Below are 19,763 nucleotides of genomic sequence, written 5' to 3'. Positions count from 1 at the left end.
TGTTTTAATCCGACATAAACGAAACTCTGAGCAGGTGCCAAGGTGTCTACCTCTACGCGATTTGCCGTTGCCATCCATATTCTGACCAATATCACGCTGTGTCGCGGCCAGACGGTGCGTTCCGAAGATATCGCGCGCAGCGTCAACACCAACCCGACGGTGGTGCGGCGCATCCTCGGCGCGCTGGCGGAGGCCGGGCTGACCTATTCACAGATGGGGCAAGGCGGCGGGGCGCTGCTGGCGCGGCCGGCGGAAGCGATCTCGCTGCTGGACGTGTATCGCGCGGTAGAGGATCAACCGTATTTCATGCTGCACCGTACCCGGCCTAACGATGCGTGCTATATCGGCCACGCGATTACCCCGGTGCTGGAGCAAGAGTTCGCGCGCGTCGGTCATGCGCTGGAAGCCAGCCTGGCGCAAACCAGCATCGCCGAAATGGCCGGGCAGGTCGAGCGGCGCGCAGGCTATCCTTTTATCCCTTGTTCACCGCAATATCAAGCGGATACGCAATAAAAACCCACGCCAATTCCCGCTACGCGCAGAGCATTTTTTGCATTGCTTTAATGTAATTGTGTAAGTTACATTAGCTCGCATCAAGTGTGATGTAGCTCACGTTTTAGACTGCCTCCCCACGATACTCAACCGATTGGCCGGAAACCTTTTCTTCCGGCGCAGATTCGCTGTGCTTATAAACCAGGAGAGAACGATGTTAGAAATGATTGAAAGCTTGGCCACCGTGGTGGTCCTGGTGCCGGTAATGGTGGCCGTCTTGCTCGGCGCGATTTACGGCCTGGGTGAAGTGTTCAACGTCTTTTCCGCTATCGGCCGCAAAAACGGCTGATGGCACGCCAGGGGGCGGTTCTCGTCCTCCGGCTCCCCCCGAATTATCCTGCACCCTTCTTGCGTCATAGCGTAAATACCCCTCTACTCCAGAAAAAGTCGGGCGCTCAGCGTATTGATGAACACCCTGAGTTTCGGCGTCAGGTGCTTGCTGGAAGGCCACAGGACTTTAAAGCTGCCGCTGTGGTGACTATGCTCGCGCAATATCTGTTGTAATCGCCCCTGTTCCCGTGCGCGCTTCACGGCAAAATCCGGCAAACAGGCGATGCCCTGGCCGCTTTCCGCCAGGTAAATCAGGGTATCGACGGTGTTGCAGACCAGCCGGGTGTTGATCCCCTCGGCGAGCAGCTTTTCCCATCCGGCGATCGGCCAGGGTTCCACTTTGCCGGTCGAGGGAAATTTGTACAGCAGGCAGGCATGGCCTTGCAGTTCCGCCGGTTGATGCGGGATCCCCATCTGGCGCAAATAATCCGGCGAGGCCACCAGCTGCAGTTGAAACGTGCCCAGCTGGCGGCTCATCAGCCGTGAGTCCTCGGTCTCGCCGACGCGAACTACGGCATCAAAGCCTTCTTCGATGACATCGACCCGGCGGTCGGAAAAATCGGTTTCCAACTCAATCTCCGGGTAACGCCGGACGAACTCCGCCAGCACCGGATTCAACAGGCCGCCCACTAACGGCAAACTGACGCGCAGCTTGCCGCGCGGCGCGCTGTGCGTATCGCTGATTTCCCGTTCCGCCGCCGCTAATTCCCCGAGAATACGCTGGCAGCGGAGCAGAAACAGCCGGCCTTCGGCGGTCAACGTCATGCTGCGCGTGCTGCGGTGGAACAGGCGTGCACCCAGCCGATTTTCCAGGCGGGCGATGCTTTTCCCCACCGCGGAGGCAGAAATGCCGAGCACGCGGCCGGCCTCAACGAAACTCAGCGTCTCCGCGGCCTGCACAAAGACGCTCACCCCAGACAGATTATCCATTGCTTTCCTCATTGCGGACGAAATTGTCCGCTATGAAAGGAAATCTAGCCTGTTTTTCCGTTAATCGCCACGCTCTATGCTCGGTGGCGACAGCATGGGCTGACTACCTGGAGCAATAAAGATGAGTGAATACGGATCCTCCGCCAACGCGATCGACGGCGCGATAGAGAAAGCCTTGCGCGAAAAACGATTGGTTGGCGCGGTCGTTTTGGTGGCGCAGGGCGGTGAGATCGTTTATCGACGTGCGGCGGGCATGGCAGATCGCGAAGCGGGCAAACCGATGGCGTGCAATACGCTGTTCAGGTTAGCTTCGGTGTCCAAACCGATCGTGTCCACGGCGGCGCTGGCGCTGATGGCGCGAGGAGACATGCGGTTGGACGATCCCGTTACCCGCTGGCTGCCGGATTTTCGTCCGCGGCTGGCGGACGGCACCGTCCCGTTGTTGACGCTGCGCCATTTGATGACCCACACCGCCGGGTTAAGCTACCGTTTTTTTCAGCCGGAAGGCGGATGCTACGCCCGATTGGGCGTCTCCGACGGGATGGATGAGGCGGCGCTCAGCCTGCTGGAAAATGTGCGGCGCATTGCCTCCGCGCCGTTGCTGGCACCGCCCGGCGCGGAGTGGCGTTATTCCATCGCCACCGATGTGTTGGGCGCGGTTATTGAACGGGCGAGCGGCTTGCCGCTGGCGCAGGCGGTCAAAAAATGGGTGACCGGGCCGCTGGCGATGACGGATACCGATTTCCTGGCGGTGGACGCCGCGCGCCTGGCGGCCGCTTACGCTGATCATCCCGGCGAGCCACGCCGCCTGCGCCAGCCGGATCGTTTACCCTTCATCGACGGCAGCGCCGGTTTTCATCTGTCGCCGGCACGTGCGCTGGATCCGCAGGCGTACGCCTCCGGCGGCGCCGGCATGGTCGGTTCGGCGGCGGATTTCCTGCGCCTGCTGGAAACGTTGCGCCAGGGAGGAAAGCCGGTACTGCCAACTGATTGGGTGACGGCGCTGACCACCAACCAAATCGGCGATCTGCCGATGCCGTTTTGGCCAGGGCGCGGCTTCGGCCTGGGCATCACCGTGCTGAAAGATCCCGTCGCTGCGCAAACGCCGGAGTCTGTGGGCAGCTGGCGGATGGGCGGCACCTATGGCCACTCATGGTTCGTCGATCCTGCCCGGCAGCTCAGCGTGGTGGCATTTACCAACACGGCGCTGGAAGGAATGTCCGGCACCTTTGTCGGCGAGATTTGTCAGGCGGTTTATGCCGCCACGGGAGTGCCGTCATGGGCCTGATGCCACCGATTTTCTTCATCGCGCTGGGGCTGTTCGGCGTTTACTGCATCGAGTTCGGCGTGGTGGGTATTTTACCGCAGATCATCACGCGCTATGGCATCTCCACGGCGCAGGCCGGCTGGCTGGTCGGGGTCTTCGCCCTGACCATTGCGCTGTTCGGGCCGCTGTTGGTGCTGCTGGCGTCGCGGTTCAATCGCAAACGCATGTTGTTGATCGCGTTGGCCGTATTTACGGCAGCCAGCGCGCTGGCCGCTCAGGCGGACAGCTTTGCCATGCTGATGCTGCTGCGTATTTTGCCGGCGTTGTTTCATCCGATCTACTTTTCACTGGCCATGGTGGCGGCCGCGGCGCTTTATCCGCCGCATCTGGCCACCAAAGCAGCCGCTTATGCGTTTATCGGCACCAGCATGGGGATGGTATTGGGCATACCGCTGACGCAATGGATAGCCGGGCAGTTCAGCTATGAGGCATCGTTCCGATTTTGCGCGCTGGTCAACCTGCTGGCGACGCTGGGATTGCTGTGGCGCTTGCCTGATGCGGCCGTGCAGCGTCTCAGCTACGGCAAGCAGTTGGCAATCCTGCGCAGCGGCACGCTGTGGTTGAATATCACTACCTGCGTGCTGATCTTTGCCGCCATGTTTGCCGTCTACGCTTACGCAGCCGAGTACCTCAGCCGTGAAGCCGGTATTGGCGACGCCGCCATCGGCTGGCTTCTGGTGGCGTTCGGTGTGGGCGGCGTCGCGGGCAACCTGTTGGCCGGCAAGGGGTTGAGCCGCCATCGCGCAGTGACGGTGCTGCTGCATCCGATAGCCTTGATTGCGGCTTATGCGCTGCTGTATCGCTACGGCAGCGCGAATATCGGCGCGATGACGGCACTTTGTCTGTATTGGGGGGCGGCGCACACCAGCGGTTTGATCGTGACGCAGGTCTGGCTGACCTCCGAAGCGCCGCAGGCGCCGGCGTTCGCCACCGGGCTGTATATCGCCTTTATCAACCTGGGTGTGGCGGTGGGGTCGCTGGTGGGCGGTTGGTTTATCGCTGCCTGGGGGCTACAGGGCAGCCTGCTGTGTGGGGCCATGTTTGCCGCACTGGCGGCGATCGCGATCGCCGCCAGGCTGTGGCTGCAACGGCAGGCTACGGTTGCGTTGCGTCAATCATCGCCATCACCTGCCGAAACATCGCGCTTTCCGCATCGGCCAGCTCGTTGACCAGTGTAAAGTGGTTGCAGTGGCGATCGGCCAGCAGCTGGACGTCGAGGCCGCGCGCCAGGCAGGCGTCATAATAGGCCTGCGTCTGGTTTTTGAATCCTTGGGTTTCCCGCTGGCCGACGTCGAGCAATATCTGCGGCGCATGTTCCTTCGCCGGCAGTAAAAACAGCGGGCTAAGGGTTTGCGCCTGCTCGGGCGTCAGGTGCAGCCAGTCGTTGATATAGATATCGCACAGCGGGCGCAGATCGTAGAGGCCACTCAGCGCCAACGCGCCTTTGATCGCGTTGGGCGGCAGGCGATAGCGTGGTTGCCAGCCGTCGGCGATCAGCATGCCGCACAGGTGGCCGCCGGCCGAACTGCCGCTGACGAAAATGCGTGCCGGATCGATGCCGAAAGGCGCCCCGTGATGATAAAGCCAGGCGACGGCGCTGCGCACCTCGTGCACGATCTCCGCCAGCGTCGCTTCCGGCGCCAGCGTGTATTCCAGCGTGGCGACCGCCACGCCGCGGCGGGCAAACGTGGCGGCCATCGAACAGGCTTCCTCTTTGCGCTGCGAATGCCAGTAGCCGCCATGAATAAAGATCAGCAGCGGGGCGGGCTGCGTGCAGGCCGGGAACAGATCGAGGCGCTCTGCGGCGCTCATGCCGTAGCGCAGGTCGTAAATACCGGGTGTCTGCGCCCTGGCGCGCTGGGCCAGCGCGGCGTATTCCGCCATGCAGGCGTCAAAATCGTCCACCGAAGCGCGGGCGTTGTATTGCACGGCGCGCGCGCTCAGGTCTTCAAACGTCAGATCGATGCTCATCACTTCTCCGGATTGTTATGCGTTATGCCTTCATCATCGTCCCGCAGGCGAAAAGATGTTTGATCTCCGGTGCGCATCATTGCGGCTTCTCTGATGCTGTTTTCTGCTGTATATTGCTGTTTTATGCTTTTTATTGCGGAATAAACCCATGCACAAAGCGGCACGACAGCGCCATTTATTGGATTTGCTCAGCGAACGCGGGCAGGCGGCGGTGGCGGAATTGGCCGGCGCCATCGGCGTTTCGGTCGATACCGTGCGCCGCGATCTGGCCGATCTCGAACGGCAAGGGTTGGCGCAGAAACATCACGGCGGGGCGATCGCGCTCGAACCGTCCGACATGCCGCGCCAGGCGCGTGCGGCGCTGTTGCCGCAGGTCAAGCAGCGGCTCGGTCGCGCGGTGGCCGCGCAGATCCCACCCGGCAGCACCCTGATGCTGGATGCGGGCAGTACGCTGCTGGCGGTGGCGCAGGCGCTGCGTGGGCCGGCCACGGTGATCACCGCTTCGCTGGATATCGCGCAGTGCCTGAGCGACAGGCCGGAGATCAACCTGATTCTGCTTGGCGGCCAATGGGATGCGCGCCAGCGGCTGTTCGCCGGCGGCGCCACTTTGGCGTTGCTGGCGCGCTACCGCGCGGACATCGCCTTGCTGGGCGCCTGTGCGGTGCATGCGCAGCTGGGGCTGAGCGCCGGCGAGGAGGCCGATGCCGAGGTCAAACGCGCCATGCTGGCCAACAGCGGCGAGCGCTGGCTGGTGGCCGACCATATGAAGCTGGATCGCTGCGAACCGCATCACGTTGCGGATCTGGCGCAGATCCAACGGCTGTTTACCGACCGCCCGTGGGACAACCTGGACGAACAATCACTGATTGAACTTTGTGTCGTCGCCGACGACCGCTAGAGGAGAACACTGATGAACGATACCGCACGACCGTTGCAGGTGGCGCTGATTGGCTACGGCTTTGTCGGCAAGGCGTTTCACGCGCCGCTGATTAACGCGGTGCCGGGGCTGGAACTGAGCGTGGTGGCTTCGCGCGATGCCTCTAAGGTGCATGCCGATCTGCCGCACGCGCAGGTGATCGCCGACCCGCTGGAGGCTATCCGCCGGCCGGAGGTGGATTTGGTGGTGATCGCGTCGCCGAACGATACCCATGCGCCGCTGGCGCTGGCCGCGCTGGAAGCGGGCAAGCACGTGGTGGTGGATAAACCCTTTACGCTGGATTTGGCGCAGGCGCGCACGCTGATTGCGGCGGCGGAAAAACACGATCGCCTGCTGTCGGTGTTCCAGAACCGCCGTTGGGACAGCGACTACCTGGGCGTGAAGCAGGTGATCGAACAGGGGCTGATCGGCAAGGTGACGCACTTTGAGTCGCACATCGATCGCTACCGCCCTGAAGTGCGGGTGCGCTGGCGCGAACAGAATCTGCCGGGCAGCGGGCTGTGGTTCGATCTGGGGCCGCACATGGTCGATCAGGCGCTGCAGCTGTTCGGTTTGCCGCAAAGCGTGCAGGCCAACATCGCCACGCTGCGCCACAATGCGCAGGTTAACGACTGGGCCCATGTGGTGCTCAACTACCCGACGCACCGCGTGATCCTGCACGGCAGCATGCTGGTGGCGGGGGGCGTGGCGCGCTTTACCGTGCACGGCGAGAAAGGCAGCGTAGTCAAAGCGCGCGCCGACGGGCAGGAGAGCCAGCTGCTGGCCGGCGTGACGCCGGGCTCGGCGGAGTGGGGCAAAGACGACGACGCGATGAGCCTGTTTATCGGCACGGAGCCGGTGCGCACGCTGCCGACGCCGGATGGCGACCAGCGTCAGTATTATGTCCAGGTGCGCGACGCGCTGCGCGGCGCCGGCGCCAACCCGGTTACCGCTGCGCAGGCGCTGGCGGTGATGGCGGTGCTGGAGGCGGCCACCCTGGCGGCGGAAACCGGCGTCACCCAAACCCTGCCGCTCACCGAGGCGGAGATCGCCGCCTGGTAACGGCTCGCGTCAGATAAGGCGTCAGACGCATGGATACAGTGCATGTCGTGCGTCTTCCGCCATCCCAACCCCTGGCATAGGCTAACCCTCAGTCTATGTCAGGAGTGTTTATCATGTTATCCCATCCTACGCCGCAGGGCGTCCGCGGCATACTGGCCGCACTGTCTCTGAGCATGCTGCTGTCATCGCTCGGCATCAGCATCGCCAACGTCGGGCTGCCGGCGCTCGCCACCGCGTTCCATGCTTCGTTCCAGGCGGTACAGTGGGTATTGCTCTGTTATTTGCTGGCCGTCACCACCTGCATCATCGGCATCGGTCGCTTGGGCGACAGCCTTAATCGCCGCCGCCTGCTGCTGGCGGGTATCGCGCTGTTTACCGCCGCTTCGCTGGCTTGTGCGCTGGCCCCGCAGCTTTGGCTGCTGCTGGCGGCGCGCATGGCGCAGGGGCTGGGGGGCGCGGTCATGATGTCGATCGCCATGGCGCTGGCGGGCGAGGCGCTGGGCACGGAAAAAATCGGCCGCGCGATGGGGCTGCTCGGTACCATGTCGGCAGTGGGCACCGCGTTGGGGCCGTCGTTGGGCGGCGCGCTGATCGCCGGTTTCGGCTGGCGGGCAATGTTTCTGATCAATCTGCCGCTGGGCCTGTTGGCGCTGTGGCTCGCCTGGCGATACTTGCCGGAGGGGGCGCGCCCGGCCGCGCGCCAGGAACCGTTCGATCGCGCCGGTACGCTGCTGCTGGGCGGCGCATTGCTCTGCTATTCGCTGGCGATGACCCTGGGGCGCGGCAATTTCGGCGCGCTCAACCTGGTGTTGATGCTGGGGGCCCTGTTGGCGGGGGCGCTGTTCATCGGCGTGGAGCGCCGCGCCGCATCGCCGCTGTTGGCGCCGACGATGTTCCGCCATCCGGCCCTGACGGCGGGGCTGGCGGCCAGCGCGCTGGTGATGACGGTCATGACCGCCACGCTGGTCGTCGGGCCGTTCTATCTGTCACGCGCGCTGGGGTTAAGCGCTGCGCAGGTCGGGCTGGTGATGTCGGCGGGGCCGGCGGTGGCGATCCTGACCGGCATTCCGGCCGGTTATCTGGTGGATCGTTTTGGATCGCAGCGCATCGCCCAGTTTGGGCTGGCGGCGGTGGCCGCCGGTGCGGCGTTGCTGTCGCTGCTTAGCCGCGCCGGCGTGCTCGGCTATGTGGCACCCATCGCGCTGCTGACCGCCGGCTATGCGCTGTTTCAGGTGGCCAACAACACCATGCTGATGAAGGATCTGTTTCCTGAACGGCGCGGTTTGATCGCCGGCATGGTCAATCTGGCGCGCAATCTCGGGGCGATCACCGGCGCCTCGGCGATGGGGGCGCTGTTTTATCTGGCCTCGCAGCGGGTGGTGGGAACCGCCGCCGCCGCGGCTTACGGTATGCGTGTGACCTACGGGACGGCGGCGCTGTTGGCGCTGGCGGCGTTGCTCATCGCCTTCGGCGGCCGCCGGCTGATGCTGCGTTACGACGCGCGCTGAACCGCGTAGCGTTCTTGCACGAAGCCGTTGTCCGAGGGAGTGACGGCGAGCAGGCGCAGGCGCTGCTCCGGACCATCGGTGCCGAACAAGGGAATGCCGCCGCCCAACAGCAGCGGCACGCGCGTGATAGTCAGCTCGTCGATCAACCCGGCCTGCAGGAAGCGCTGGACGGTCTGGCCGCCGTCGATATACAGGTGACGGCAGCCTTGATCGGCCAGCTGCGCCACGATGGCCGCCGGTTCGCCAGTCATCCAGCGCACGTGCCCGGTATCTTGTTGTGCGGGCGGCTGCGTCGACAGCACCACCACCGGCAGTTCGCCATAGGGCCACTCGGGAAAGGCGCGGACTTTCTCATAGGTATGGCGCCCCATCACCAGCGCGTCGATGTCGGCGATAAACGCCTCATAGCTTAGCCCGTTGAGCAATGAAACCGCGTACTCGGGCCGCAGCAGCCAGTCGATGTCGCCGTCCGCTCCGGCGATGAAGCCGTCCACGCTGGTGGCGATGTAAACCGAGCATTTCATCAGGCGAGATCTCCCCGGTAAACCACATGCACCTTGTTGCCGTCGGGATCGCGCAGGTAAGCGCCGAAATAGCCTTTGCCGTAGTGCGCGCGTTCGCCGGGTTCGCCTTCGCTGCTGCCGCCCGCCAGCAGGCCGGCGGCGTAGGCGCGCTTGACCTCCAGCTCATCGGCGGCGAGAAAGGCCAGCATGCTGCCGTTGCCGGCGCTGGCGGGCTGTCTGTCGAAGGGTTGGTAAGCATAGAAACGCGGCAGCGTTTGCCCCGGCATCACCCAGCAGCGGGCGGCGGGGCCGCCGTCCGGCGTCACTTCCCGCCGCTGTAATCCCAGCGGCAACAGAATGGCGTCGTAGAATGCGGCGGCGGCGTCCAGATCGCTGACGCCGACGGTAATATGGCTGAACATGGCGCTTCCTTTCCGAAGAGGGATGAACGCATCAAACAGTAGCAGCGATGCTGCCGAATGGACAGAGCGCAACGGAGGATTCGGATTAGGGACGCGCGCAGGGGGATAGCGCGCTTCATGGTGTGCGGGGCAGGCCGCCGCTCAATTGCTCTCTACGCGCGGGTTGGCGTGAGTCGGCTGGCTGGGATAGTCCACCTGATGCTTATGCAGGTAATCGCGGATCAGCTGGCGCACCACCTGGGAAGGGGTGACGTCCTGCTGCAGGCACAGGTCTTCCAGGGCTTTTTTCTTGTCCGGGTCAATCAGCACCGTTAGCCGCGCCGTTTTCTTTTCCATCAGGATCCTCCAGAGAATGATAACTGAATGATAATACCACGTGGGCGAAGCGGCCAGCCAGACCGCGTCGCCCCCGCCTTTAGCGGAAATGCAGCCGCTCTATTTTGCGCGACAGATAGCCGAGCTCGCAGTTGAACAGTTCGCCGCTGCCGGCGGCCAGATTGCGCAGCGCGCTCAGCGGCAGCGTCACCCGGGCTAGCGTGGCGTAAATAATGACGTTGCCGCTGGGGGCGACGCAAAACAGCACGGTGTTGAATACCCGGTGCAGGCTGTGGTACAGCAGGCTATTTTCGTCGGGCAGATCGTGGTAATTCAGCACCAGCCAGCCCCCGTCGTTCAGCCTTGCGGCGCAGTTTTCCAGGAAGGTCTGGCTGCCTTGCTGCGGATCCATGGCAAACGCCGAATAGAGATCGGAGAAAATCAGATCGTAGCGCGTCTCGGCGGGCGGGCGCACGAAGTCCATGGCATCGGCGGTGCGCAGGCTGATGGTGTCGGTGGCCGGCAGCGTAAAATAACGGCGTGCGATGGCGATCACCGCGGCGCGCAGCTCGACCACGTCCAGGCGCATCGTCGGATCGAGGGCGTGCAGCGCACGCAGTAGGCTGCCGCCGCCCAACCCCAGGATCAACGCCGACGTCGGCGGCTGCCAGGCCACCGCCATCAGCATCGCTTTGATGTAGTTGTGGATCGGCTGCGCGGGGTTGCTGAGGCTCATCTTGCTCTGCTCGCAGATGCCGTCAAACCGCAGCGTGCGGTAGTCCTTGTGATCGGAAACGATGATTTCGCCCCAGGCGTCGGCTTCGCGGGCGATCACCTGGCCGCGCGGAGAGAAATCGAGGGTTCTGAGTAAGCTGTCAACCAGAGACATGGTATTCGCAGGGCTCCTTTGGCAAGCGGCCTATTTACGGGCGCACATGAAATCGGCGGTGCAAATGCGTTGGCCGTCGATGCTGGCACGGCCGGTAAAGCGGGCGATCGCCCCGCGCCGGCGCACAAAGGCGACCTCCATCAGCACCTGATCGCCGGGGCGGGCGGCGCGATAAAAACGCGCCCGCTGGATGGCGGCGAAATAGTAATGTTCCCCTTCGTTCAGCGCCCCGAGATAGTAATGGGCCAGCAGGCCGGTGCTTTGCGCCAGCGCTTCTACCAACAGCACGCCGGGAAAACCGGCGAAGTGGGCGTGGCCGCTCCAGAACGTCGGCTCATTGGCGGTGATGTTCTTGATGGCGCTCAGCCGCCCTTCGGCAATGCAGGTGCCGGCGGGCAGCACGCGATCGACCAACAGGCAGGGATAGCGATGAGGCAAAATCGCCTGAATATCGTTGAATTGCAGGGGATGACCATTCAATGGCATGGGGGCGCGTGATCCTGTCTGCGGCGAAACCGGTGCGATGGCCGGTGTTCAGTCCATGGTGAGTGTAATAGCATTATAATAAAATTATCATCAGATGTGCCAGATGAAAGACATGATGGCGGAGAAACAGGCGCAGAATGGAGAGGAAGGAGGCACCCGATGCTGGCGATCGGGTGTGGTAGCGCGTGGTTAGTGCTTGGAACGGGTGACCTTGTCCAGATAGCCCATCACGAAAGCGGACAGCACGAAGGTGAGATGGATGATCACATACCACATCAGCTTGTTGTCCGGCACGTTCTTGGCGTCCATAAACACCCGCAGCAGGTGAATGGAAGAGATGGCGACGATGGAGGCGGCGACTTTGTTTTTCAGCGAGGTGGCGTCCATTTTGCCCAGCCAGCTCAGCTTTTCTTTCCCTTCGGTGATATCCAGCTGCGAGACGAAGTTTTCATACCCGGAGAACATCACCATGACCAACAGCCCGCCCACCAGCGCCATGTCGACCAGCGACAGCAGGGTCAGGATCAGATCGGCTTCGGCGATAGAAAAAATGTTGGGCAGGACGTGCAGGATCTCCTGAAAAAACTTGATCGACAGGGCGACCAGAGCCAGTGAAAGGCCGACATAAACCGGTGCGAGCAGCCAACGGGAGGCGTACATCGTGTTTTCGAGCAAGCGTTCAATCATAAAATTTTATTAATTACGTGGCTAAAAGAGCGCTCAGTATAACGCAGGAGACCCGGGCGAAATCAACCGCGTGCCAATGGCTTGGAGAAATTTGCGAATGGACGTTCGCTGCGAACGGGTTCATGACAATGATATCGCATAGGGATAAACTGCCGCGGTCTCTTGCCTTGCTACCGTTTCGTCAATCGCTGCTCAAAACTAAGGATGGTTATATGGTCGACAATGCGTTTATCGCGAGAACGCGAGCCGTTAATGGCTGCTTTTCCATGTTTTTGCTGATGTTCCTGATTACATTTATTCCGTTGTTCATTGAGAACAGAGCCGCCTTGATGCGACAAGGGCTATTGCTGCCGTTGCTGTACGGAATGGAATTTGTCGCTATCTTTTCGTTATACCTGCTCTTTTTCCGCCGTAGAGAAGGATTGGGCAAAGGCGAGGTTAAACGCAACGATTTTGCGCTGCTGCTGTTCGCGCTGTTGGTGATTCAGTTTATTTTCCCGCGCTTGATGGGCGTGGAAAAAACGGAAACCTGGGTGACGGAGCAGGTGGCATTGCCCGGCGAGATTTTGGCGCTCAATGCCGCTTTGTTGGTTTTCGTCGTCCCCGTCTATGAAGAGATCGTATTTCGCGGCTGTCTGTTTAACGCACTGATGTATTGGTTTAACGATAAGGTGATTTGGGCCGCGTTAACGGTGTCTGTCATCTTTGCCGTTTTGCATACCCAGTACACCGATTGGCGCACATTGGCAGCCCTGGTGCTCATCTCGCTGGTGTTAACGGCCGCCCGAGTAAGATCCAAAGGGATCTATTTGCCCATTGGGCTGCATATGACCATGAATGGCGTCGTGATGGCGGCCAGCTATGCGTTAAATTGAAGCTGTGCTTGCCGCCGGATGTTCAGTGCCTGGCTTTCTTCCCGTCGCTGTGGCCGAGAGAACGATCGGGGAAGCTGTGATCGCGCAGCCGCTGCTTCAGCTGCGCCGCATCGGGGAAGCCGCCGTCAATTTTGCGATCCCAAATCATCACGCCATCGACGCTGATTTGATAGACCCCGCCGGTGCCCGGCATCAGCGTGACGGAGGCGAGATCGTCGCCGAAGGTATTGAGCAGCTCTTGCGCCATCCAGCCGGCGCGCAGCAGCCAGTTGCATTGTGAACAGTAGTGGATCGTCACTGCGGGGGCATTTTTCATCGATGATCGACCGGTAGTGGTAACGGCTTGCAATCAGCCTGATGGACCTGCAAGCGATGGTGGCTTTGTCTCGCCAAATAGTCAAGCGTCTGCTGCGGCCAGAGCGGCAAGGGGGGCCGAGTGTGCGTCATGGCCGCTTGCTGCCGGCAAACCATTCAACCCCACGCAGCATGCCCGCCCAATAAAACCGGGGTAAAAACCAGGCTTTCAGCCACCAGGCCAGACGGCTGGGCTGGGTTGCGTCGAACAGGGGAAACGTGGGCAGTAACTTACCGTCATAGCCAAACTCCGCCAGCACAACTTTGCCTTTCTCGACCGTCAACGGACAGGAACCATAGCCATCATAATGGGCCGTGAGAGGCGCGCCATGAATCAGCGCCGCGACGTTTTCCGCCACCACCACCACCTGCTTTCGGGCTGCCGCCAGGGTTTTGGCGTTTGGCGTTGAGCAACAGTCGCCTACCGCAAAAATATCCGGCCAATGCTTATGCTGCAGCGTCAATTTATCCACATCGCACCAGCCGGATCCCTCAGCGAGCCCGCTTTGCGAAATAAACGCCGGGGCCGATTGAGGCGGCACCACGTGGAGCATATCGAAGGGCAGGGTTAACTCGCGTTTTCCCTCTTCATTTGTCTCTACGGCAAATGTTGCTTGCCGATTCGGGCCATCAACACGAATTAAATGATGATTGAAATTGACCTTTGCACGGTATTTTTGCAAATACTCGCTCAGCGGGGGGACAAATTGCGGAATGCCGAAAATCGCCGTGCCCGCAAGGCAGAAATTGACGTTAATATTATTCAGGATGCCTTGGCGGCGCCAGTGGTCGCATGAAAGATACAGGGCTTTTTGCGGTGCGCCGGCGCATTTTATGGGTAGTGCCGGTTGAGAAAATATCGCCTGGCCGCCTTTCATTTCCTGAACCAGTTGCCAGGTGTATTCGGCAAGATCAAAGCGATAATTAGAGGTGACGCCGTTTAATCCCAGGGTGTCTTCAAGGCCTTCTATTTTATCCCAGCGTAAAACGAGGCCGCACGCAACAATAAGAAAGTCATAGTTTATTTTCTGCCCTTGGCGAGTCTCGATGTATTTTTGACTGGGCTCGACCCTGACAACGCTATCCTGTACCCATGCGGTTCCTGCAGGCAGGACAGCGCGCAGGGAACGCCGTGTTTTATTGATATCAAAGAGCCCGCCGCCCACCAGGGTCCATGCCGGTTGATAATAATGACAGTCGTTAGGTTCCACGACCGTTATATCGATGTCTTTAATTCGCTTCCTTATGCTTGCCGCGATACCTATTCCGGATGAGCCGCCGCCAATAACAACGACGCTTTTCTGGGTATTTATTTTTTCTGGTTTCATGCAGGCCTCCTTTCATAAGAAAGTAGGGGGTTGCTGGCCAGATTAAAAGCGAATTCATAGAACTTGTGGTTATATAAAAATTCACATATTCCATTTTGATATATGTAATAACAAATCGAAATAAGTTATTTGACATTGCCAGTGAACTGATCGTTAATAAATGGCATGAGCATCATTAAGGGATTAGTGCAGTGGATTTTTTCCATTTCAGTTTTTATATCGTGATGCTGTTAGTGGTCACCGGGGGAATTGTGGGATTCCTCCTGGCCCTGACCGGCGGCGGCGGGTCAATCGTCTGCGTGCCGTTATTGCTGTATATGGTGAAAGTGCCGGATACGCATTTGATTATAGGAACCAGCGCCATGTCCGTGGCCATTAACGCGCTGATCAATCTGGCCGCGCACGCTGCCAAAGGCAACGTCAGGTGGCAGACCGGGGTTGTCGTTTCGCTGGTCGCTGTTATGGGCGCTCTGGCGGGATCTCAGATGGGAAAAATCACGGACGGGCACTACTTAACCCTGCCTTTTTCCCTGTTGATGCTGGTTGTCGCCGGATTGACGCTGAAAAGAAATCGCCTTGCCGGCCCCCCCTTGCCGTCCCCGCATGCTGCCGTCCATCCCGCCATCGTATGGCCCAGCGTGCTGGCCCTGGGCGGGCTGGCGGGCTTTCTGGGCATCGGCGGCGGATTTTTGGTTGTGCCGGTGCTGGTCTGGTTTTTCCGCTTCTCGATGGTTGAAGCGGTGGCAACCTCACTGGTGGTCGTGGCGGCCATGGGGCTGTCGACCAGCGCCAGCTACGCCATGTCGGGAAAGGTCTCGATCGCGATTACGTGCTGGCTCATCGTCGGCGGCGTCCTGGGGGGCGTGGTGGGGGTGGCGCTCGCCGAGCGCCTGAAAAAACGCGAGGACATTATCAATGTGCTCTATGCCGTCATGCTCCTGGCGCTGGCCCTGTATATGTTATTTAAAAGCCTATGAAACGGAAGGAAAAAAACATGCGCATCCGCACTTACCACCCTCAGCTCTCCTTTTCGGGCGCGCCTGAAGCGAGTGATTTCAAGGCGCTGTCTCAACAGGGCTACCGCCTTATCGTCAACAATCGGCCGGACGAGGAGCCGGGGGAGTATCTTGATCATCAGCAAGAGAAAGCGTTGGCTGAACAAGGGGGGATGCGTTACGTCTATCTCCCTTACACGTTCGATACGCTGACCTGGGAGACCGTTTACACCTTCCAGTTTCTGCTGCGGCAAGGCCGGAAGACTCTGGCGCACTGCAGAAGCGGGGCTCGATCTGCCTGCCTTTCCCTGCTGTATGCGCTGCGCGAAGGTCAGATAGATGAAGCGCAGTTTCGCCGCCAATGCGACGAATACGGCGCGGACGCCGATAAGGCGCTCAGCTGGTATGGCAAGCATCGGTCCGTGCGGGCCACGGCGGAAGTTCACGCGTTTTATGAGCCGGAAAGCGGCAGCCTGCAGTATGTGGTTGCCGATCCCGAGGCGCGCCGCTGTGCGATTATCGACCCGGTGCTGGATTTTGACCGCCGATCGGGCACGGTCTCGCATCAACAGGCCAACGACATTCTGAATTTTATCCATCAACGGGGGTGGGGAGTGGCCTGGGTGTTGGATACGCACCCGCACGCCGATCATTTTTCGGCTGCCACCTGGCTGGCGCAGAAAACCGGCGCCTTCACCGGTATCGGTGAAAAAATTACCGCCGTTCAGGGGCTGTGGGAAGAGATCTATAATTTAAAAGACCTGCCTGCGGCCAAGACCGTCTGGGATGTGCTGTTCGCGGACGGGGACGTCTTTTTTATCGGTAACCTGCGCGCTGAAGTCTTGCTGTCTCCCGGGCACACGCTGGCGTCCGTCACTTACCACATTGCGGATGCGGCGTTTATCCACGATACGTTCTTCATGCCGGACAGCGGTACCGCAAGGGCCGACTTTCCTGGCGGCAATGCGGAAGCCTTGTGGGACTCATTGCAGCGGATCCTGAGCCTGCCGGCGGATACCCGCCTGTTTACCGGCCATGATTACCGCCCGGCGGGGCGTGAGGCCCGTTGGGAAAGCACCGTGAGAGAGCAGCGCGAGAACAATCCCTGGGTGGTCAACATGGATAAATCCCGGTTCGTTGCGCAAAGAAAACAGCGGGACGCCACGCTGCCGCACCCGGAACTCATGCTGATGGCGCTGCAGGTCAATATTCGCGGCGGCGTTTTGCCTGACTGTGAAGACGATGGGCAACACTATCTGAAAATCCCCGTGAATCGTTTTAAGGGCTGAATCAGGTCATGGCGGCGCCAGCGAACAGGCAAATCATTCGCCTGGGATCGCGCCGTCTGTTAATTGTTTTTTATGAAATAATCATGCTGATTCATATTTAATTATTTGTTTTTACACAAAACACGCGGCGCTTGCCCTCACCGAATACAGTCACTACATTAACAACTGTACTTCCCATTCTGCTAAGGAAAACACCATGAAAGCTGCCGTAGTGACGAAAAACCATACCGTAGACATTCAGGATAAAGTGCTGCGCCCGCTGAAGCACGGCGAGGCGGCGTTGAAAATGGAGTGTTGCGGGGTGTGCCACACCGATTTGCACGTGAAAAACGGCGATTTCGGCGAGGTGCCGGGCATTACGTTGGGGCATGAGGGCATCGGCGTGGTCTCCGCCGTCGGTGAGGGCGTCACCTCGTTAAAAGTGGGTGACCGCGCCAGCGTCGCCTGGTTTTACCAGGGTTGCGGCCATTGCGAATACTGCGTCAGCGGCAACGAAACCCTGTGCCGTTCGGTGAAAAACGCCGGCTACAGCGTTGACGGCGGCATGGCGGAAGAGTGCATCGTGGTGGCGGACTACGCGGTGAAAGTGCCGGACGGGCTCGATTCTTTTGCCGCCAGCAGCATCACCTGCGCCGGCGTCACCACCTACAAGGCGGTGAAGATTTCCGATATCAAGCCGGGGCAGTGGATCGCCATCTACGGCCTGGGCGGGCTGGGCAACCTGGCGCTGCAGTATGCCAAGAACGTGTTTAACGCCAAGGTGATCGCCATCGACGTCAACGACGGCCAGCTGGAGTTCGCCAAACAGATCGGCGCCGATCTGACCATCAACTCCAAAACGCAAAACGCGGAGGAGATCATTCAGCAGCAAACCGGCGGCGCTCACGCGGCGGTGGTGACGGCGGTGGCGAAAGCGGCCTTCAACTCGGCGGTGAATGCGGTGCGCGCCGGCGGTAAAGTGGTGGCCGTGGGGCTGCCGCCGGAGAGCATGGATCTGAGCATTCCGCGCCTGGTGCTGGACGGCATTCAGGTGGTGGGCTCGCTGGTGGGCACGCGTGAAGATCTGAAAGAGGCGTTTCAGTTCGCCGCCGAAGGAAAAGTGACGCCGAAAGTGACCAAACGGCCACTGGGCGATATCAACGCCATCTTCGACGAGATGAAGGCGGGCACCATTCGCGGTCGCATGGTGATCGATCTCGGCATGGCGAAATAAATCACGCCATCAACCATGCCAAATAAGAAGGCCACCTGCGGGTGGCCTTCTTGTTGTTACGCCCGGATCAGAACAGGCCCAGCGGTTTGGCGTCGTAGCTGACCAGCAGGTTTTTCACCTGCTGATAGTGCGACAGCGCCGCCTTGTGGGTTTCACGCCCGATGCCGGAGTTCTTGTAGCCGCCGAACGCGGCGTGCGCCGGGTACAGGTGGTAGCAGTTGGTCCACACGCGGCCCGCCTTGATGGCGCGGCCCATGCGGTAGGCGCGGTTGATGTCGCGGGTCCACAGCCCGGCGCCCAGACCGAACTCGGTGTCGTTGGCCAGCGCCAGGGCTTCGGCCTCATCCTTGAAGGTGGCGACGCCGATCACCGGCCCGAAGATCTCCTCGCGGAAGAAGCGCATGCTGTTGTTGCCGGTAATCAACGTCGGCTGCAGATAGAAACCGTTTTGCAATTCATCCCCGTGCTGCGTGCGTTTGCCGCCGGCGAGGATGTTGCCGCCTTCATTCTTGGCGATGTCGATGTAGGACAGGATCTTATCGTATTGCTCCTGTGACGCCTGTGCGCCGAGCATGGTGTCGGTGTCGAAGGGGTCGCCTTGGCGGATGGTGGCGATGCGCGCGAGCACTTTCTCCATAAACTGCGGGTAGATGGATTCCTGGATCAATGCGCGTGAAGGGCAGGTGCAGACCTCGCCCTGGTTGAAGAAGCCGAGCACCAGCCCCTCAACCGCCTTGTCGATAAACTCCGGCTCCGCCTGCATGATGTCTTCAAAATAGATGTTCGGCGATTTGCCGCCCAGCTCGACGGTGCTGGGAATGATATTTTCCGCTGCGCAGGCGAGGATATGGCGGCCGACCGGTGTGGAGCCGGTGAACGCGATCTTCTCGATGCGTTTGCTGCGCGCCAGCGCTTCGCCGGCCTCGGCGCCGAAGCCTTGCACCACGTTGAGCACGCCCGGCGGCAGCAGATCGCCGATCTCTTCCATCAGCACGCTGATGCCAAGCGGGGTCTGTTCCGCCGGTTTCAGCACCACGCAGTTACCGCCCGCCAGCGCCGGCGCCAGTTTCCAGGCGGCCATCAGCAGAGGGAAGTTCCACGGAATGATCTGGCCGACTACGCCCAGCGGCTCATAGATGTGGTAGGCCACGGTGTTCTGATCGATCTCCGCCGCGGTGCCTTCCTGCGCGCGCAGGCAGCCGGCGAAGTAACGGAAATGGTCGACCGCCAGCGGCAGATCGGCATTCAGGGTTTCGCGGATCGGTTTGCCGTTGTCCCAGGTTTCGGTCAGCGCCAGCATCTCCAGCCGCGCTTCGATGCGATCGGCGATCGCCAGCAGCACGTTGGAGCGCTCCTGCACGCTGGTTTTGCCCCAGGCGTCCGCCGCCGCGTGCGCCGCGTCGAGCGCCAGCTCGATGTCTTTGGCGTCGGAACGCGGGAATTCGGCGATCGGCTGGCCGGTCACCGGCGAGGTGTTGGTGAAGTAGTTGCCGGATACCGGTTCGACGAATTTGCCGCCAATGTAGTTGCCATAGCGTTTGCGGAACGAAACCAGCGAGCCAGGCAAACCGGGGTGGACATATTTCATGTGAAGCACCTCTCTGCAGATGATAACCGGCGCTATTGCGCTGCGCCTGTGAGTGCGGCATGCCGCCGCAGCAGGAGAAGCACGCCCCGTGCCAGATTGATGAATGGCGAAGATGCTCGTTAAAAGAGCTTATTTATTAGCGTGTTAAAAACGGATATGGCTTAGGGAATCGAGCGGTGCCGCCGCCGGCGATGATTTTTTGTGTCCCGTGTCGCAACGCCTG

Annotated in this window: 22 protein-coding genes; 11 read left to right on the top strand and 11 right to left on the bottom strand. The window is 60.6% G+C overall.

The window, feature by feature from the left end:
• Window positions 1–42: 42 nt before the first annotated feature.
• Window positions 43–513, top strand: coding sequence for an Rrf2 family transcriptional regulator (locus tag AWX27_RS01465; protein WP_038872961.1), 471 nt, complete (start codon window positions 43–45; stop codon window positions 511–513).
• A gap of 193 nt (window positions 514–706) precedes the next feature.
• Entirely contained in the window at window positions 707–841 is a 135-nt protein-coding gene (locus AWX27_RS24265; RefSeq protein WP_033643027.1) for an AcrZ family multidrug efflux pump-associated protein, read from the top strand.
• 83 nt (window positions 842–924) lie between these two features.
• Here AWX27_RS24265 and AWX27_RS01460 read toward each other — a convergent pair whose 3' ends face one another.
• On the bottom strand, window positions 925–1,812 hold the full coding sequence (locus AWX27_RS01460; protein ID WP_060418989.1) for a LysR family transcriptional regulator: 888 nt from the start codon (window positions 1,810–1,812) through the stop codon (window positions 925–927).
• A 121-nt stretch (window positions 1,813–1,933) separates the two neighbouring features.
• Between AWX27_RS01460 and AWX27_RS01455 the strand changes: the two genes are divergently transcribed.
• Both AWX27_RS01455 and AWX27_RS01450 read left to right on the top strand, forming a co-directional pair.
• Window positions 1,934–3,100, top strand: coding sequence for a serine hydrolase domain-containing protein (locus AWX27_RS01455; protein ID WP_060418987.1), 1,167 nt, complete (start codon window positions 1,934–1,936; stop codon window positions 3,098–3,100).
• Window positions 3,091–4,308 carry an MFS transporter gene (locus AWX27_RS01450; RefSeq protein ID WP_060418985.1) on the top strand — a complete coding sequence of 406 codons (1,218 nt, stop codon included), beginning with the start codon at window positions 3,091–3,093 and terminating at the stop codon, window positions 4,306–4,308. The genes AWX27_RS01455 and AWX27_RS01450 overlap by 10 nt, the downstream gene beginning before the upstream one ends.
• Here AWX27_RS01450 and AWX27_RS01445 read toward each other — a convergent pair.
• The gene (locus tag AWX27_RS01445) at window positions 4,235–5,110 is read right to left on the bottom strand and encodes an alpha/beta hydrolase (RefSeq protein ID WP_060418983.1); all 876 of its coding nucleotides are present in this window, start codon (window positions 5,108–5,110) and stop codon (window positions 4,235–4,237) included. The two genes, AWX27_RS01450 and AWX27_RS01445, sit on opposite strands and share 74 nt — an antisense overlap.
• Before the next feature lie 148 nt (window positions 5,111–5,258).
• Between AWX27_RS01445 and AWX27_RS01440 the strand changes: the two genes are divergently transcribed.
• The 3 genes from AWX27_RS01440 to AWX27_RS01430 all read left to right on the top strand — a co-directional run bounded on the left by AWX27_RS01440 (window position 5,259) and on the right by AWX27_RS01430 (window position 8,596).
• Window positions 5,259–6,008, top strand: a complete 750-nt coding sequence (locus AWX27_RS01440) for a DeoR/GlpR family DNA-binding transcription regulator (protein ID WP_048321547.1) — start codon at window positions 5,259–5,261, stop codon at window positions 6,006–6,008.
• A 12-nt stretch (window positions 6,009–6,020) separates the two neighbouring features.
• Window positions 6,021–7,088, top strand: coding sequence for an oxidoreductase (locus AWX27_RS01435; RefSeq protein WP_060418981.1), 1,068 nt, complete (start codon window positions 6,021–6,023; stop codon window positions 7,086–7,088).
• 113 nt (window positions 7,089–7,201) lie between these two features.
• Window positions 7,202–8,596 (top strand): MFS transporter, encoded by a 1,395-nt coding sequence (locus AWX27_RS01430; RefSeq protein WP_060418979.1) that lies wholly within the window; start codon window positions 7,202–7,204, stop codon window positions 8,594–8,596.
• Here AWX27_RS01430 and AWX27_RS01425 read toward each other — a convergent pair.
• From AWX27_RS01425 to AWX27_RS01400, 6 genes are all read right to left on the bottom strand, one after another.
• Complete coding sequence (locus AWX27_RS01425; RefSeq protein WP_180548589.1) at window positions 8,581–9,120, bottom strand: dihydrofolate reductase family protein; 540 nt, start codon at window positions 9,118–9,120, stop codon at window positions 8,581–8,583. The two genes, AWX27_RS01430 and AWX27_RS01425, sit on opposite strands and share 16 nt — an antisense overlap.
• A complete protein-coding gene (locus AWX27_RS01420) occupies window positions 9,120–9,521 on the bottom strand; it encodes a VOC family protein (protein WP_048321551.1) in 402 nt (133 codons plus the stop codon). The genes AWX27_RS01425 and AWX27_RS01420 overlap by 1 nt, the downstream gene beginning before the upstream one ends.
• A gap of 141 nt (window positions 9,522–9,662) precedes the next feature.
• The gene (locus tag AWX27_RS01415) at window positions 9,663–9,857 is read right to left on the bottom strand and encodes a ribbon-helix-helix domain-containing protein (protein ID WP_038872997.1); all 195 of its coding nucleotides are present in this window, start codon (window positions 9,855–9,857) and stop codon (window positions 9,663–9,665) included.
• A 79-nt stretch (window positions 9,858–9,936) separates the two neighbouring features.
• Window positions 9,937–10,725 carry a spermidine synthase gene (locus AWX27_RS01410; protein WP_048321552.1) on the bottom strand — a complete coding sequence of 263 codons (789 nt, stop codon included), beginning with the start codon at window positions 10,723–10,725 and terminating at the stop codon, window positions 9,937–9,939.
• Window positions 10,726–10,755: 30 nt separating this feature from the next.
• Entirely contained in the window at window positions 10,756–11,211 is a 456-nt protein-coding gene (gene fabZ, locus AWX27_RS01405) for a 3-hydroxyacyl-ACP dehydratase FabZ (protein WP_038873003.1), read from the bottom strand.
• Window positions 11,212–11,400: 189 nt separating this feature from the next.
• Complete coding sequence (locus AWX27_RS01400; protein WP_033648490.1) at window positions 11,401–11,895, bottom strand: TIGR00645 family protein; 495 nt, start codon at window positions 11,893–11,895, stop codon at window positions 11,401–11,403.
• A gap of 215 nt (window positions 11,896–12,110) precedes the next feature.
• Here AWX27_RS01400 and AWX27_RS01395 point away from each other — a divergent pair, with 215 nt between their 5' ends.
• Complete coding sequence (locus AWX27_RS01395; RefSeq protein WP_048321554.1) at window positions 12,111–12,773, top strand: CPBP family intramembrane glutamic endopeptidase; 663 nt, start codon at window positions 12,111–12,113, stop codon at window positions 12,771–12,773.
• Window positions 12,774–12,795: 22 nt separating this feature from the next.
• Here the strand turns inward: AWX27_RS01395 and AWX27_RS01390 are convergent, their stop codons facing one another.
• Both AWX27_RS01390 and AWX27_RS01385 read right to left on the bottom strand, forming a co-directional pair.
• Window positions 12,796–13,089 carry an Rdx family protein gene (locus AWX27_RS01390; protein ID WP_004928553.1) on the bottom strand — a complete coding sequence of 98 codons (294 nt, stop codon included), beginning with the start codon at window positions 13,087–13,089 and terminating at the stop codon, window positions 12,796–12,798.
• A 127-nt stretch (window positions 13,090–13,216) separates the two neighbouring features.
• Window positions 13,217–14,455, bottom strand: coding sequence for an NAD(P)/FAD-dependent oxidoreductase (locus tag AWX27_RS01385; RefSeq protein WP_060418974.1), 1,239 nt, complete (start codon window positions 14,453–14,455; stop codon window positions 13,217–13,219).
• A 191-nt stretch (window positions 14,456–14,646) separates the two neighbouring features.
• Here AWX27_RS01385 and AWX27_RS01380 point away from each other — a divergent pair, with 191 nt between their 5' ends.
• From AWX27_RS01380 to adhP, 3 genes are all read left to right on the top strand, one after another.
• Complete coding sequence (locus tag AWX27_RS01380) at window positions 14,647–15,432, top strand: sulfite exporter TauE/SafE family protein (protein ID WP_080432926.1); 786 nt, start codon at window positions 14,647–14,649, stop codon at window positions 15,430–15,432.
• A 17-nt stretch (window positions 15,433–15,449) separates the two neighbouring features.
• On the top strand, window positions 15,450–16,739 hold the full coding sequence (gene blh, locus AWX27_RS01375) for a bifunctional sulfur transferase/dioxygenase Blh (RefSeq protein ID WP_060418973.1): 1,290 nt from the start codon (window positions 15,450–15,452) through the stop codon (window positions 16,737–16,739).
• Between the two features lie 196 nt (window positions 16,740–16,935).
• Entirely contained in the window at window positions 16,936–17,952 is a 1,017-nt protein-coding gene (gene adhP, locus AWX27_RS01370; RefSeq protein ID WP_004928541.1) for an alcohol dehydrogenase AdhP, read from the top strand.
• A gap of 67 nt (window positions 17,953–18,019) precedes the next feature.
• Here adhP and AWX27_RS01365 read toward each other — a convergent pair whose 3' ends face one another.
• The gene (locus AWX27_RS01365; protein ID WP_060418971.1) at window positions 18,020–19,540 is read right to left on the bottom strand and encodes an acetaldehyde dehydrogenase ExaC; all 1,521 of its coding nucleotides are present in this window, start codon (window positions 19,538–19,540) and stop codon (window positions 18,020–18,022) included.
• Window positions 19,541–19,763 lie beyond the last annotated feature (223 nt).

This window comes from Serratia sp. 2880STDY5682894, assembly GCF_001537385.1.
Lineage (GTDB): Bacteria > Pseudomonadota > Gammaproteobacteria > Enterobacterales > Enterobacteriaceae > Serratia > Serratia nevei.
The sequence above is the reverse complement of the archived record's forward strand: the minus strand, read 5'-3'. Positions and strand labels throughout refer to the sequence as shown.

Bases quoted from the DNA above. Each gene is read 5' to 3' on its own strand.
- AWX27_RS24265 (WP_033643027.1), top strand. From the start codon at position 707: ATGTTAGAAATGATTGAAAGCTTGGCCACCGTGGTGGTCCTGGTGCCG.
- AWX27_RS01460 (WP_060418989.1), bottom strand. From the start codon at position 1,812: ATGGATAATCTGTCTGGGGTGAGCGTCTTTGTGCAGGCCGCGGAGACG.
- AWX27_RS01455 (WP_060418987.1), top strand. From the start codon at position 1,934: ATGAGTGAATACGGATCCTCCGCCAACGCGATCGACGGCGCGATAGAG.
- AWX27_RS01450 (WP_060418985.1), top strand. From the start codon at position 3,091: ATGGGCCTGATGCCACCGATTTTCTTCATCGCGCTGGGGCTGTTCGGC.
- AWX27_RS01445 (WP_060418983.1), bottom strand. From the start codon at position 5,110: ATGAGCATCGATCTGACGTTTGAAGACCTGAGCGCGCGCGCCGTGCAA.
- AWX27_RS01440 (WP_048321547.1), top strand. From the start codon at position 5,259: ATGCACAAAGCGGCACGACAGCGCCATTTATTGGATTTGCTCAGCGAA.
- AWX27_RS01435 (WP_060418981.1), top strand. From the start codon at position 6,021: ATGAACGATACCGCACGACCGTTGCAGGTGGCGCTGATTGGCTACGGC.
- AWX27_RS01430 (WP_060418979.1), top strand. From the start codon at position 7,202: ATGTTATCCCATCCTACGCCGCAGGGCGTCCGCGGCATACTGGCCGCA.
- AWX27_RS01425 (WP_180548589.1), bottom strand. From the start codon at position 9,120: ATGAAATGCTCGGTTTACATCGCCACCAGCGTGGACGGCTTCATCGCC.
- AWX27_RS01420 (WP_048321551.1), bottom strand. From the start codon at position 9,521: ATGTTCAGCCATATTACCGTCGGCGTCAGCGATCTGGACGCCGCCGCC.
- AWX27_RS01415 (WP_038872997.1), bottom strand. From the start codon at position 9,857: ATGGAAAAGAAAACGGCGCGGCTAACGGTGCTGATTGACCCGGACAAG.
- AWX27_RS01410 (WP_048321552.1), bottom strand. From the start codon at position 10,725: ATGTCTCTGGTTGACAGCTTACTCAGAACCCTCGATTTCTCTCCGCGC.
- fabZ (WP_038873003.1), bottom strand. From the start codon at position 11,211: ATGCCATTGAATGGTCATCCCCTGCAATTCAACGATATTCAGGCGATT.
- AWX27_RS01395 (WP_048321554.1), top strand. From the start codon at position 12,111: ATGGTCGACAATGCGTTTATCGCGAGAACGCGAGCCGTTAATGGCTGC.
- AWX27_RS01390 (WP_004928553.1), bottom strand. From the start codon at position 13,089: ATGAAAAATGCCCCCGCAGTGACGATCCACTACTGTTCACAATGCAAC.
- AWX27_RS01385 (WP_060418974.1), bottom strand. From the start codon at position 14,455: ATGAAACCAGAAAAAATAAATACCCAGAAAAGCGTCGTTGTTATTGGC.
- blh (WP_060418973.1), top strand. From the start codon at position 15,450: ATGCGCATCCGCACTTACCACCCTCAGCTCTCCTTTTCGGGCGCGCCT.
- adhP (WP_004928541.1), top strand. From the start codon at position 16,936: ATGAAAGCTGCCGTAGTGACGAAAAACCATACCGTAGACATTCAGGAT.
- AWX27_RS01365 (WP_060418971.1), bottom strand. From the start codon at position 19,540: ATGAAATATGTCCACCCCGGTTTGCCTGGCTCGCTGGTTTCGTTCCGC.